Source organism: Dietzia alimentaria 72 (genome assembly GCF_000226215.1).
GTDB lineage: Bacteria > Actinomycetota > Actinomycetes > Mycobacteriales > Mycobacteriaceae > Dietzia > Dietzia alimentaria.
Window position 1 is genome coordinate 37,923 of sequence record NZ_AGFF01000032.1, and the last position, 13,446, is coordinate 51,368.

General features: G+C 65.2%; 9 protein-coding genes and 1 tRNA gene. 6 read left to right on the forward strand and 4 right to left on the reverse strand.

All coding sequences use genetic code 11. From position 1 onward, the window contains the following. Positions 1 to 159: 159 nt before the first annotated feature. The gene (locus tag ON04_RS15310) at positions 160 to 609 is read left to right on the forward strand and encodes an SRPBCC family protein (protein WP_010542523.1); all 450 of its coding nucleotides are present in this window, start codon (positions 160 to 162) and stop codon (positions 607 to 609) included. Between the two features lie 21 nt (positions 610 to 630). Here the strand turns inward: ON04_RS15310 and ON04_RS15315 are convergent, their stop codons facing one another. The 3 genes from ON04_RS15315 to ON04_RS15325 all read right to left on the reverse strand — a co-directional run bounded on the left by ON04_RS15315 (position 631) and on the right by ON04_RS15325 (position 5,233). After that, on the reverse strand, positions 631 to 2,469 hold the full coding sequence (locus tag ON04_RS15315; RefSeq protein WP_010542524.1) for an MDR family MFS transporter: 1,839 nt from the start codon (positions 2,467 to 2,469) through the stop codon (positions 631 to 633). Between the two features lie 183 nt (positions 2,470 to 2,652). Then, on the reverse strand, positions 2,653 to 4,887 hold the full coding sequence (locus ON04_RS15320) for an NADP-dependent isocitrate dehydrogenase (RefSeq protein ID WP_010542525.1): 2,235 nt from the start codon (positions 4,885 to 4,887) through the stop codon (positions 2,653 to 2,655). Positions 4,888 to 5,159: 272 nt separating this feature from the next. Then, a tRNA-Leu gene (locus ON04_RS15325) sits at positions 5,160 to 5,233 on the reverse strand. Positions 5,234 to 5,312: 79 nt separating this feature from the next. Between ON04_RS15325 and polA the strand changes: the two genes are divergently transcribed. The 4 genes from polA to ON04_RS15345 all read left to right on the forward strand — a co-directional run bounded on the left by polA (position 5,313) and on the right by ON04_RS15345 (position 10,829). Next, positions 5,313 to 8,084 (forward strand): DNA polymerase I, encoded by a 2,772-nt coding sequence (gene polA / locus ON04_RS15330; protein WP_010542526.1) that lies wholly within the window; start codon positions 5,313 to 5,315, stop codon positions 8,082 to 8,084. A gap of 89 nt (positions 8,085 to 8,173) precedes the next feature. Beyond that, positions 8,174 to 9,076 carry an ABC transporter substrate-binding protein gene (locus ON04_RS15335; RefSeq protein WP_010542527.1) on the forward strand — a complete coding sequence of 301 codons (903 nt, stop codon included), beginning with the start codon at positions 8,174 to 8,176 and terminating at the stop codon, positions 9,074 to 9,076. 26 nt (positions 9,077 to 9,102) lie between these two features. After that, entirely contained in the window at positions 9,103 to 10,071 is a 969-nt protein-coding gene (locus ON04_RS15340) for an amino acid ABC transporter permease (RefSeq protein ID WP_033444381.1), read from the forward strand. 5 nt (positions 10,072 to 10,076) lie between these two features. Further along, entirely contained in the window at positions 10,077 to 10,829 is a 753-nt protein-coding gene (locus tag ON04_RS15345; protein ID WP_193350655.1) for an amino acid ABC transporter ATP-binding protein, read from the forward strand. Positions 10,830 to 10,836: 7 nt separating this feature from the next. On the opposite strand, the gene ON04_RS15350 is transcribed toward ON04_RS15345, so the two are convergent. Then, the gene (locus tag ON04_RS15350; protein WP_238529350.1) at positions 10,837 to 11,643 is read right to left on the reverse strand and encodes a class I SAM-dependent methyltransferase; all 807 of its coding nucleotides are present in this window, start codon (positions 11,641 to 11,643) and stop codon (positions 10,837 to 10,839) included. Between the two features lie 92 nt (positions 11,644 to 11,735). Between ON04_RS15350 and rpsA the strand changes: the two genes are divergently transcribed. Further along, positions 11,736 to 13,211: a 30S ribosomal protein S1 gene (gene rpsA, locus ON04_RS15355; RefSeq protein WP_010542531.1), complete on the forward strand. Its 1,476-nt coding sequence runs from the start codon at positions 11,736 to 11,738 to the stop codon at positions 13,209 to 13,211. Positions 13,212 to 13,446: the final 235 nt, after the last annotated feature.

Below are 13,446 nucleotides of genomic sequence, written 5' to 3' on the forward strand. Positions count from 1 at the left end.
ACGTCGCGGTTCCGCGAAGCTCATGGACCCCGCATCTTACGCCCCGGCGGGCGCGTCGGGCAGGATGGTTGAAGGTCCGACGCGCCCGTACCGAGGGTGCCGTCCACCCGAGATGAGGGTGGGCGCGATGCGGTCGGTCCACGAGGAGGAGTCACACATATGGGCAGGGTCACCGCGAGTAACACCATCGTCATCGAGGCACCGGTGGAGGCCGTGTCCACGGCGATCGCCGACTACGCCGGCGTCCGTCCGCGTATTCAGCCTGACCAGTTCAGCGCCTACCGCCTGATCCAGGGAGGCCAGGGACACGGGACGGTCGCCGCATGGCACCTCCAAGCAACCAAGAAGCGCAGCCGTGACGTCAAGGCCACGGTCACCGTCGACGACAGTGCCGCGCACTGGTCGCTCGTCGAGAAGGACGAGAACTCCTCGATGGCCACCACCTACACGGTTCGCGAGGCTACAGGCGGCTCGCTGGTGGAGATGACCACCTCGTGGGACGGAGCGGGGGGAATCGGGGGCTTCTTCGAGCGGACCTTCGCCCCGGGAGGGCTCAAGCGCATCCAGCACGAGTTGCTGTCAAACCTCAAAGCCGACGTCGAGGGATAACGTCCGCGGTCCGGCTGGGTGTCAGCGGGCGTCGTCTGCGGAGGCGCTCGTTGTTGTCGTCGTACCCTCCCGGGCCGTCTCATATCCCGCGGTGAGGGCCTCGCCCGCGCCGGCCGCAACCTGCTCGGCGTCGGTCGTGGCGGCCTCGGCCGCCGCCACATCCGTGCCCGTCGGGGCCGCAGCGGCTGCCTCGCGTGCGGCCTCGACCTGCGCGGAGGCGGTACGCAGCACGATCGGGGGCAGGAACGCCAGGACCACCGACGCCGCGAGGGCCAGAATCCCGGCCACCAGGTAGATCTCGGACATGCTCAGCGCGTAGCCCTGCTCGAAGGGGTGGGCGATCAACTCGGGCAGGCGGTTGATGACCGAGGAATCCTTGGTGATGGTCTCGAGCGCACCCGCCCCTGTGGCAGGATCAGCGAGCGCTTCGACGATCCCGAACGCTTCCGGATCCTGTCGCAGGGTCGGATCCGCCAGACCGTCCGCGATGCCGCGGGCGAGGCTGCCATCCGCTTTTGCGGCCTCCAACTCGGTGGTGATGAAACCGCCCACGCGGCTGAACAGAATGGACAGGAATACCGCCACACCGATCGTTCCGCCGAGCTGTCGGAAGAACGTCGCCGATGCGGTGGCCACACCGATCTCGCGGGGGCTCACCGCGTTCTGCACGATCAGCGTCAACGGCTGCATACAGTTGCCCAGTCCGATGCCCAGCACCAGCATGTAGGCCATCACCAGAACCAGGGACGTGTCGGCATCGATGGTCCAGAGCAGAAAGAGCCCGGCCGCAGCCAGAGCTGTGCCGAAGATCGGGAACTCGCGGATCCTGCCGGTCCTGGAGATGAGCTGACCGGAGACGATCGAGGCGCCCATCAAGCCCGCCACCATCGGCAGCATCATCAGCCCGGAGTGCATGGGATCGGCGCCGTGGACGATCTGCATGTACAGCGGCAGGGTCATCATGCCGCCGAACATCGCCATGCCCACGATCACTCCGCCGGCCGTGACGATCGCGAACGTGCGGTCGCGGAACAACCGCAGTGGGATGAGGGCTTCCTCGCCGGCGCGGGCCTCCACGATGAGGAAGAGTCCAATTCCAGTCAGCCCCACCACGTAACAGCCGAGTGCGGCAGGCGATCCCCACCCCCACGAATTGCCCTGCTCGGCGACCAGTAGCAGCGGCACCAGACCCACGACGATCGTCGCGGCACCGGCCCAGTCCACCCGGTGATCCACGCGGACGTTCTTCACGTTGAGCGTGACCATGACCAGTGCCAACGCGACCGCACCGATCGGCACGTTGAGCAGGAAGATCCAGCGCCATCCGTCGATCCCGAAGATGGTCTCCGCACCGGCAAAAAATCCTCCGATTACCGGACCGAGCACCGACGAAGACGCGAAGACCGCGAGCATGTACCCCTGATACTTGGCGCGGTCGCGCGGGGGGATGATGTCCCCGATGATCGCCAGTGCCAGCGACATTAGCGCGCCTGCACCGAGTCCTTGGATACCGCGATAGACCGCGAGGGTGTACATCGAGGTGGCGAGAGTGCAGAGCAGAGAGCCGAAAACGAAGATCACAATGCCGATCACGAAGAACGGTTTGCGCCCGTAGATATCGGAGAGCTTGCCGTACAACGGCGTGGAAATGGTCGACGTCATGAGGTAGGCAGTGGTGACCCACGCCTGTGCGTCGAGCCCGTGGAGGTCGTCGGCGATCGTGCGGATGGCCGTACTGACGATGGTCTGATCGAGGCTGGCGAGGAACATCGCCGACATCAGACCAGCGAGGATCACCAGGATCTGCCGATGGGTCAGCTCGCCGTCCTCGATCGGTGTCGAGGGCTGCTGGGTGGTCAACGGGTCTCCTTGGCGGCAGTGGATGAGCTGAGTCCGGCGTGCGGTGCCCCTGCGGCTCGCTCAGAGGTTCGTTCCGAGTGAGTCGGGTAAGCATAAACGAACGGTGCCTGTCTGCACACGCGAGAAACACCGCACCCCGCCGGAGTAGATCCGGCGGGGTGCGGTGTTCTCAGGGAGTTCCGGTCAGGACCGGATGCTCTCGAGGTGGCGGTTGAGCGTCTCGCTCGGCCGCATCGCCGCCTTCAGCTTCTCCAGGTCGGGTAGGTAATAGCCGCCAAGCTCCACCGGATTGCCCTGCACGACGGTCAGTTCCTCAAGGATCAGGTCCTTGTCCGCGCTCAACTTCTCCGCGAGCGCGGTGAATCGGTCGGCCAACTCCGAGTCCTCGGTCTGCGCGGCCAGCTCCTGGGCCCAGTACAGGGACAACCAGAATTGGCTACCCCGGTTGTCGAGCTCACCGGTCGTGCGCGAGGGGGACTTGCGGTTCTCCAACAGCTTGCCGGTCGCTGTGTCGAGAGCCCGGGCGAGCAGGGTCGCCTTGGGATTGTCGTACTTGCGGCCGAGGTCGTCCAGGCTGGCGCACAGCGCCAGGAATTCGCCGAGCGAGTCCCAACGGAGATGGTTCTCCTCCACCAGCTGCTGGACGTGCTTGGGCGCCGAACCGCCGGCACCGGTCTCGTACAGTCCGCCACCGGCCATGAGCGGCACGATCGACAGCATCTTGGCGGAGGTGCCCAGCTCGAGGATCGGGAACAGGTCGGTGAGGTAGTCACGCAGAATATTTCCGGTCACGGAGATGGTGTCCAGGCCCCGCCACGCCCGCTCGAGCGTGTACCGCATGGCACGAACCTGCGACATGATCTGGATGTCGAGGCCCTCGGTGTCGTGGTCAGCGAGGTACTTGTGGACAAGCTTGATCAGGTTGTCCTCGTGCGGACGGTAGGTGTCGAGCCAGAAGACCGCCGGCATCCCGGAGGCACGGGCACGGTCGACGGCCAGGCGCACCCAGTCGCGGATCGGTGCGTCGTTGACGGTGCACATGCGCCAGATGTCGCCGGCCTCGACGTTCTGCGAGAGCAGGACCTCGCCAGTCGCGGCGTCGACGATGTTGGCGACTCCTGCTGACGGGACCTCGAAGGTCTTGTCGTGGCTGCCGTACTCCTCAGCCTTCTCCGCCATGAGGCCGACGTTGGGGACGGTGCCCATGGTGGTGGGGTCGAACGCACCATTGGTCTTACAGAAGTTGATGATCTCCTGGTAGATCCGAGCGAAGGTGGACTCGGGCATGACGGCCTTGGTGTCCTTCTTGCGCCCGTCAGCGCCGTACATCTTCCCGCCGACGCGGATCATCGCCGGCATTGAGGCGTCGACGATCACGTCCGAGGGCGAATGGAAATTGGTGATGCCGCGGGCGGAGTCGACCATCGCGAGTTCTGGCCGCTGCTCATGGCAACGGTGCAGATCCTCGATGATCTCTTCCTTCTTGGCCGTCGGGAGGGTCTCGATCTTCTCGTAGAGATCGACCATGCCGTTGTTGACGTTGATGCCCAGTTCATCGAACAGCTCGCCGTGCTTGGCAAAGGCGTCCTTGTAGAACACCCGGACGGCGTGTCCGAACACGATCGGGTGGCTCACCTTCATCATGGTGGCCTTGACGTGTAGCGAGAACATGACGCCTGTCTCCTTGGCGTCGTTGAGCTGCTCCTCGTAGAACTCCAGGAGAGCCTTCTTGCTCATGAACATGGAGTCGACGACCGTGCCGGCCTTGAGAGAGACGGTCTTGAGCTCGTGGGTCTTCCCGTCCTCGGTGACAACCTCCATGCGAGCGTCACAGGCGTGATCGAGAATCATCGACTTCTCGCCCGCGTAGAAATCGCCGTGGGTCATGTGAGCGACGTGTGACTGCGACGCCATCGACCACTTGCCCATGGAGTGCGGATTGGCCCGGGCGTATTCCTTGACGGCCTTCGGGGCGCGACGGTCCGAGTTGCCCTGGCGCAGGACGGGGTTCACCGCGCTGCCCAGGCAGGAGCCGTATCGCTCGGCGATCTCAATCTCCTCGGGCGTCTTGGGGTCCTGCGGATAGACCGGCAGGTCGTAGCCCTTCTCGCGGAGCTCGGCGATCGCCGTGTTCAGCTGGGGGACCGAGGCGCTGATGTTGGGGAGCTTGATGATGTTCGTGTCCGGCTCGAGGGTGAGACGTCCGAGCTCGGCGAGATTGTCGGGCAGTTTCTGCTCATCGGTAAGTCGTTCGGGGAACGTGGCCAGGATGCGGGCGGCCACTGAGATGTCACTTGTGGTGACATCGATGTCTGCGGCATCGGCGAAGGTGCTCACGACAGGGAGGAAGGCCTCCGTCGCCAGGCGGGGCGCCTCGTCGGTGAGGGTGTAGATGATTGTCTGTCTACCGGAGGTCATGGGTATCGACTCTTTCTGTTCGTGCTGGTCGTGTTCTTGTGGAACCGCTTTATCGCGCTGACACCATCATCCCCCGAGTCGGACCGTGGTGGCCAGCACCATTAGGCAGCGTACGGTGACAGGCTTCACAACAGCGATGTTGTAGACCGGCCGACCCCCCTGGCGTGTGGGGCGGCGGGCCTGTGAATGGCGGATCAGCCGTTAGAACTCTCGACCGGAAATGTCCGGGAGGTGACGAAATGGGGGAAGGGAGGCTCAGGGTCTCACAGGTGTGCCCCCGGTCGGACTCGAACCGACACTGGACGGGTTTTGAATCCGTTGCCTCTGCCAATTGGGCTACGGGGGCGAGAGCGGCGAGCCGCTGATGGAGGAGTCTAACGCAAGACCCCTGCGCCCTTGTCGGACGACGCCCCTAGAGTGGATGTGTGACCACCTCGAGCCAGACCGCAGAAGTCAGCACCGCCTCCTCGGATGCCCAGGACAAGGCCGGTCCCAGTCGCCTTTTGCTCCTGGACGGGCACTCGCTCGCGTTCCGCGCGTTCTATGCGCTCCCGGCCGAGAACTTCTCAACGGCCTCCGGCCAGCACACAAACGCCGTCTACGGCTTCTTGTCTATGGTCGCCAATCTCGTCACGACGGAGGAGCCCACCCACCTGGCTGTGGCGTTCGATGTCTCGCGCGCCACCCTGCACCGGACCGCCGAATACCCGGAATACAAGTCCACCCGGTCCGCGGCACCGGAAGAGTTCAAGGGGCAGGTCGAACTAATTCAAGAGGCGCTCGTCGCGCTTGGCGTGCGCACGCTATCGCTGGAGGGGCACGAGGCGGACGACATCATCGCGACGCTCGCCACCAATGCGGCCGGCGCCGATACCCTGATCTGCACCGGCGACCGTGACGCACTCCAGTTGGTCTCCGATTCGGTGACGGTCTTGTACCCGGTCAAGGGGGTCTCCGAACTCGCTCGCTTCACGCCGGAAGCGGTGGAGGCCAAGTACGGAGTCACCCCCACTCAGTACCCGGACGTCGCGGCCCTGCGCGGCGACACCTCCGACAACCTTCCGGGCGTACCCAAGGTCGGAGATAAGACGGCTGCCAAATGGATCACGCAGTACGGGAGCCTCTCCGAACTCATCGCCCACGCGGACGAGGTCAAGGGCAAGGTCGGTGACAGCTTCCGCGAGCACCTGCCGCAGGTACAGCTCAACCGTCGGATCACGGAGTTGACCCGCGACCTGGACCTGGGTGTGGCGATGCCCGATCTCGTCCGGAGCACCCCGGAGCGCGCCGATGTCAACGCACTATTCGACAGGCTCGAGTTCGGCCCGCAGGCCCGCGACCGGTTCCTCACGGCTTTCCTGCCGGAGGGTGCCCCCGAGCCCGTGGCGGAGGTCGACCTCGAGCAGGCCTCCGTGCTGCACGCCGGGGAGGTGTCCGATTGGCTGGCCTCCCACGCGCCGGCGGGGCATAGGCATGGCCTCGTCGTCGTCGGGTCCTCCAGGCCCGGCGAGGGGGACGCCCAGACCGTCACGATCGCCGCGGCGGGCGGCGCCTCGGGGCACGTCGACCTAGCAGCCATCGGGCCTGACGACGAGAAAGCTCTACAGGCGTGGCTGAAAGACGACGCGGTCACCAAAGCGGTCCACGACGCCAAGGCCGCCACGCACGCCCTGATGGGGCGTGCACTCGCGCTCGGCGGCGTGACGATGGACGTGGCGTTGGCCGCGTACCTGGTCCGCCCGGGGCAGCGGAGCTACGGCCTGGCAGAGCTGTACCAGCGGCACCTGCAGCGCGAGCTCCCCGAACACGAGGCGGGGGAGAAGCAGCTCTCGCTTCTGGACGAGGTTGACGACGCTGAAGCCGAACAGAAATCGGCCGACGAGTCAGCCACCAGGGCCCGCGCCGTGGTGGACCTCGCCGAAAGACTCGACGTGGAACTGGAACAGGTGCACGGCACGCAGTTGCTCGCGGATATGGAGCTCCCCCTCGTCCCCGTGCTCGCGCGTATGGAGTCGATCGGCATCGCGGTCGACGGCGACGCGCTGGACGGGTTGAGGGACGGGTTCGCGGACCGCGGACGTCAGGCGGCGGAGGCTGCCTATGCGGCGATCGGCGGGGAACAGATCAACCTCGGCTCGCCCAAGCAACTCCAGGTGGTCCTGTTCGAGACACTGGGCATGCCCAAGACAAAGAAGACCAAGACGGGCTACACCACCGATGCCAAAGCACTCGAGGAGCTTCTGACCAAGGAGACCGGGGACACCCCTGGCCGGGCGTTCCTCGAGTCGTTGTTGCTCCACCGCGAGACCACCAAGATGCGAACGACGGTCGAGGGCCTGATCAAGACGATCGGTGACGATCGACGCATCCACACCACGTTCAACCAGACTGTCGCCGCTACGGGCCGACTGTCGTCGACGGACCCCAACCTGCAGAACATCCCGGTCCGCACCGAGGACGGGCGTCGGATCCGTGGATCGTTCGTCGTGGGTGACGGCTTCGACTGTCTGCTCACCGCCGACTACAGCCAGATCGAAATGCGGGTCATGGCGCACCTGTCCCGCGACGCGGGACTCATCGAAGCGTTCCGAACCGGCGAGGATCTCCACTCGTTTGTGGGCTCGAGGGCGTTCGGCGTCCCCATCGACGAGGTCACTCCGGAACTCCGGCGCCGCGTCAAAGCCATGAGCTACGGCCTTGCTTACGGACTCAGCGCGTTCGGACTGGCCTCGCAGCTCGGTATCAGCCAGGGGGAGGCGCGGGAGCAGATGGACGCGTACTTCGCCCGGTTCGGGGGTGTTCGCGACTACCTCCACGCCGTGGTGGACCAGGCCCGCCGAGACGGGTACACGGAGACCCTGTTCGGTCGACGGCGGTACCTGCCCGAGCTCAATTCCGACAACCGGCTCAAGCGTGAGAACGCTGAGCGGGCCGCCCTCAACGCACCGATCCAGGGCACCGCGGCGGACATCATCAAGGCCGCGATGTTGAAGGTCGACGCCGACATCACCGAGCGCGGACTGCGCAGCCGACTACTGCTTCAGGTCCACGATGAACTGGTCCTCGAGGTCGCGGACGGGGAGCTCGACGAGGTGCGCGACCTGGTGGTAGACCGCATGTATTCCGCCATCGAACTGGACGTGCCGCTCGACGTGTCCACCGGAACCGGGCGCGACTGGGACTCGGCCGCACACTGATCAGCCAGAGGTGATCCGTTAAGAGGCGGTCGCCGGATACTCTAAGTTCATTCCGGATTTGGCTTCACTACGCCTGAAAGGGCATTCATATGACCCTCACTTCCCGCCGCGGCGTGCGCGCCGCCTTGGCACTCGCCGCCACCGCGGCCCTCGCGCTCACCGGTTGCACCACCAACACGGAGGGGCCCGAGGATGATGGGAAGCCCCGCAACGAGGTGTCGCTGGAGACCGACGAGGAGATCGCCGCGCTCGTCCCGGCCGAGATCCGCGACAAGGGCGTCCTCGTGGTGGGTACCAACCCGCCGTACGCTCCAAATGAGTTCAAGAACGAAAAGGGCGAGATCGTAGGGTTCGACATGGACGTGATGACCGCAGTGGCTCAGCTCATGGGCCTCGAGGTCGAGTTCCGTGAGTCGGATTTCGAAAAGATCATCCCCGCCATCGAAGGCGGCACCATGGATATGGGCGCGTCCTCGTTCACGGTCAACGACGAGCGCCTCGAGACAGTCGACTTTGTGACCTACTTCGAAGCCGGCATCCAATGGGCCTCCGCAGCAGGCAATGACATCGACCCCGACGACGCCTGCGGTTTGAACGTCGCCGTGCAGCGCACCACCGTCTCCGATCAGGAGGACGTGCCCGCGCGCAGCGAGGCGTGCGTCGCCGCCGGTAAGCCCGCCATCGAGAAGGTCCAGTTCGACTCCCAGGACGAGGCCTCCACGGCCGTCGCACTGGGCAAGGTCGACGCGATGTCCGCAGACTCGCCAATCTCCGCCTACGCGGTCAAGCAGTCAGACGGCAAAATGCAGCTCTCCGGTGACGTGTTTGACGCGGCCCCCTACGGCTGGCCGGTTCGCAAGGGCTCCGAGCTGACCGCGGCACTCGAAGCGGCCGCCGACAAGCTCATCGAGACCGGCGACTTCGAGACGATCGCGCAGAACTGGGGCGTCACGGACGGCCTCATTGAAAACTCCGAGATCCGGAAGGGCTGAGTGACTGGTAGGTGAGTACCGCTGAGATGGGGGCAGGAGCCCCCGCGGTGGACGGCCCGGACCCCATCGAGGCGGTACCGCTCCGACACCCCTGGCGTTGGGTTTCCGCCACGATCGTCCTGATCCTGGTGTTCTTGTTCGTCTGGGGTGCCGCGACCAACCCGGCGTACGGCTGGGACACCTACGGCCGCTACCTGTTCGACACCCGTTTCGGCACCGCGGTGTTCTACACCATCGCGTTGACCGTGTTGTCGATGATCCTCGCCGTGGTCCTGGGAGTGGTGCTCTCGGTGATGCGGATGAGCAGCAATCCCGTGCTCAAGGCCGTGGCCTGGGTGTACCTATGGATCTTCCGGGGGACGCCGATCTACGTGCAGTTGCTGTTCTGGGGGCTCATCTTCACCCTTTACCGGCAGGTCCAATTCGGAATCCCTTTCACGGACTTCCAGTTCGTCCGATTCGACGACACCATGGTCCTGTATTCGGCGTTCTGGCTGGCCGTGGTGGGCCTGGCGATGAACGAAGCCGCCTACATGGCGGAGATCGTCCGCGCCGGCATCTCGTCGGTGCCTGAAGGGCAGGCCGAGGCATCGACCGCACTGGGCATGATATGGGGTCAGACAATGCGACGGACGATCCTGCCGCAGGCGATGCGTGTGATTATCCCGCCGACGGGCAACGAGTTCATCTCCCTGCTCAAAACCACGTCGCTCGTGGTGGCAATCCCGGTTTCCGGGGAACTTTACGGGCAGGCCCGTGACATCTCGGGCGTCAACTTCCAGCCCATCCCGCTGCTGCTGGTGGCTGCGACGTGGTACCTGGTTATCACCAGCGTGCTCATGGTGGGCCAGCACTATCTGGAGAAGCGATTCTCCCGCGGTGCCACTCGGCACCTCACCGCCAAGCAACTCCGCGCTCTCGCTGACGCCGACGGTCTCACGCCGTCGTCACTGGCTGCGGTCGAGCCCACCGACTCTTCCGGAGGCCTGCGTTGACCCCGATGGTGAAGGCCGAACAGGTCTGCAAGAACTTCGGATCGCTCCGGGTGCTCAAGGGAATCAACCTGGAAGTTGACGCCGGCGAAGTGCTCTGCCTGGTGGGGCCGTCCGGTTCCGGGAAGTCCACCTTCCTCCGATGTATCAACCATCTGGAAAAGGTGGACGCAGGCCGACTCTACGTCGATGGCGAGCTGGTGGGATACCGGGAGAAGGGCGACAAGCTCTACGAGATCTCGCCGAAGCAGGCCGCACGGCAGCGTCGCGACATCGGCATGGTGTTCCAGCACTTCAACCTGTTCCTCCACCGCACCGCTCTACAGAACGTGATCGAGGCGCCGATGCTGGTGAAGGGACATTCACGGGCGGAGGCCACCGATCGGGGCCGCGAATTGCTTGCCAAAGTCGGCCTCGCAGCCAAGGCTGACACCTATCCTGCGCAGCTGTCGGGTGGACAGCAGCAACGGGTCGCCATCGCCAGGGCGCTGGCCATGGAGCCCAAGCTCATGCTGTTCGACGAGCCGACGTCTGCGCTCGACCCCGAACTCGTCGGTGAGGTCCTCGGAGTGATGCGGGACCTCGCGGACGCGGGGATGACGATGGTCGTGGTCACCCACGAGATGGGCTTCGCCCGCGAGGTCGCGGACACGGTGGCGTTCATGGACGACGGTGTGGTGGTGGAAGCAGGCAAGCCCGCCGACGTGCTCAAGTCACCGACACACCAGCGCACCAAGGACTTTCTGTCCAAGATTCTCTGAGGCCGGGTCAGGGCAGAGTTGCTACGAAAATCGCGGTGCCGGGGAAGATCCCGCCTCGGAGTGGGCTCCACTGCCCCCACTCCCGGTCCAGCCACTCCGGCCACTCCGGCTCGATGAGGTCGCGGAGAATGAAGCCCGCTGTTACCAGTTCCCGGATTCTGTCGCCCACCGTCCGATGGTGTTCGACATAGGTGAGTTGGCCGTCGTCGTCGTACTCGGTGTACGGCGAACGGTCGAAGTACGGGAACAGGGCCACCAGTCCCTCCGGACCCGGGTCATCGCGGAAGATCCACCTCATCGGGTGGTTGACGGAGAACACGAACCGTCCACCGGGACGCAGCACGCGGGCCGCTTCGGACATGACACCGGCGGAGTCGGCGACGAACGGGATCGCGCCGAAGGCCGAGAACGCCACGTCGAAGCTGCTGTCGGCGAACGGCAGGTGACCGGCATCAGCCTGGATAAGGGGGACGCGGGAGGCGGGTCCAGTCGAGCGACCCGCTGCCTCGGCGCCCACACGGAGCATGCCGGAGGACAGGTCTACGGCAACGGCCCTGGCTCCGCGTCCGGCGATCCAGCGGGCGCAGGGGGCGGACCCGGATCCGATCTCGAGAACGTCTCGGCCAGCGACGTCGCCGAGGAGATTCCAGTCTCCCTCGTGCAGCCCCTCGGGGCACCACAGGAATTCCCCGTCCGGCGAGTGCGCCCCGAGGAAGTCGCCGTGTTCGCGGTGATAGTCGACCGCCTCGGCGTCCCACCACGCCCGCGAGGCGTGGACGGATTCACCATGGCCGGGAGGGTTTGTGGACGTCACGCTGGCAGCGTACAGTTGACGGTCGCGTGCGTATGCGTTCGCGTTCGTCCAGTCCACCTACGATTCCTATCCACCTCGGAGCACCCCAACCTATGACCACAACACCCACGTCCCCGCAGGTAGCCGTCAACGACATCGGCTCCGCAGAGGACTTCCTCGCCGCCATCGACGCCACGATCAAGTACTTCAACGATGGTGACATCGTCGAGGGCACGATCGTCAAGGTCGATCGTGACGAGGTCCTGCTCGACATCGGCTACAAGACCGAGGGCGTTATCCCCTCGCGTGAGCTGTCCATCAAGCACGATGTCGACCCGGGTGAGGTCGTCGAGGTGGGCGATGAGGTCGAGGCTCTGGTTCTCACCAAGGAGGACAAGGACGGCCGACTGATCCTGTCCAAGAAGCGTGCGCAGTACGAGCGCGCCTGGGGCACCATCGAGGATCTCAAGGAGAAGGACGAGGCCGTCAAGGGCACCGTCATCGAGGTCGTCAAGGGCGGCCTCATCCTCGACATCGGTCTCCGTGGCTTCCTGCCCGCCTCGCTGGTGGAGATGCGCCGCGTCCGCGACCTCCTGCCCTACGTGGGTCAGGAGCTCGAGGCCAAGATCATCGAGCTGGACAAGAACCGCAACAACGTCGTGCTCTCGCGTCGTGCATGGCTCGAGCAGACGCAGTCCGCTGTGCGCTCCGAGTTCCTGCATCAGCTGCAGAAGGGCCAGGTCCGCAAGGGCGTCGTGTCCTCGATCGTCAACTTCGGTGCATTCGTTGATCTCGGCGGCGTCGACGGACTCGTTCACGTCTCCGAGCTGTCCTGGAAGCACATCGATCACCCGTCCGAGGTCGTCGAGGTGGGCCAGGAGGTCACCGTCGAGGTCCTCGACGTCGACCTGGACCGCGAGCGTGTCTCCCTGTCGCTGAAGGCGACGCAGGAGGACCCGTGGAGGCACTTCGCCCGCACCCACGCGATCGGCCAGATCGTCCCGGGCAAGGTCACCAAGCTCGTTCCGTTCGGTGCGTTCGTGCGCGTCGAAGAGGGCATCGAGGGCCTGGTGCACATCTCCGAGCTGGCCGAGCGCCACGTGGAGGTTCCGGACCAGGTCGTGTCGGTCAACGACGACGCCATGGTCAAGGTCATCGACATCGACCTGGACCGCCGTCGCATCTCGCTCTCGCTCAAGCAGGCTGACGAGGACTACACGGAGGAGTTCGATCCGTCGAAGTACGGCATGGCCGACAGCTACGACGAGGCGGGCAACTACATCTTCCCCGAGGGCTTCGATCCCGAGACCAACGAGTGGCTCGAGGGCTTCGAGAAGCAGCGCGAGGAGTGGGAGAACCGTTACGCCGAGGCCGAGCGTCGCCACAAGATGCACACGGGTCAGATCGAGAAGGGACGCGCTGCAGCTGCGGAAGCCGCCGAGGCCGCGCCGACCAACTACTCGTCGGAGTCCACCCCGTCCGCGCGCCCGGCTGCGGCCGAGGCCGCACCGTCCGAGACCACCGGCGGTTCGCTGGCCTCGGATGAGCAGCTTGCCGCCCTGCGCGCCAAGCTCGCCGGCGGCGAGTGATCGACTGACAGGCGCCTAGCTAAAGAGCGGCCCTGCACCGGAACCCGGTGCAGGGCCGCTCTCTTTGTTGTTGGTGCTCTGTAGTGGTCGGGGAGACGTCCCTCGGACGGCTACGGAATCGTGAAGTCCGCTCGAGGGAGGGGATCGCACCCAGTGATAACGCTCATCACGCCCAGCGCTTCACCGGTAACCCCCGGGGGCTGCCCGGAGGTTACCGGTGAAGCGCGGCGGCCGA

Bases quoted from the DNA above. Each gene is read 5' to 3' on its own strand.
- ON04_RS15320 (WP_010542525.1), bottom strand. From the start codon at position 4,887: ATGACCTCCGGTAGACAGACAATCATCTACACCCTCACCGACGAGGCG.
- rpsA (WP_010542531.1), top strand. From the start codon at position 11,736: ATGACCACAACACCCACGTCCCCGCAGGTAGCCGTCAACGACATCGGC.
- ON04_RS15345 (WP_193350655.1), top strand. From the start codon at position 10,077: ATGGTGAAGGCCGAACAGGTCTGCAAGAACTTCGGATCGCTCCGGGTG.
- ON04_RS15340 (WP_033444381.1), top strand. From the start codon at position 9,103: ATGGGGGCAGGAGCCCCCGCGGTGGACGGCCCGGACCCCATCGAGGCG.
- ON04_RS15310 (WP_010542523.1), top strand. From the start codon at position 160: ATGGGCAGGGTCACCGCGAGTAACACCATCGTCATCGAGGCACCGGTG.
- ON04_RS15335 (WP_010542527.1), top strand. From the start codon at position 8,174: ATGACCCTCACTTCCCGCCGCGGCGTGCGCGCCGCCTTGGCACTCGCC.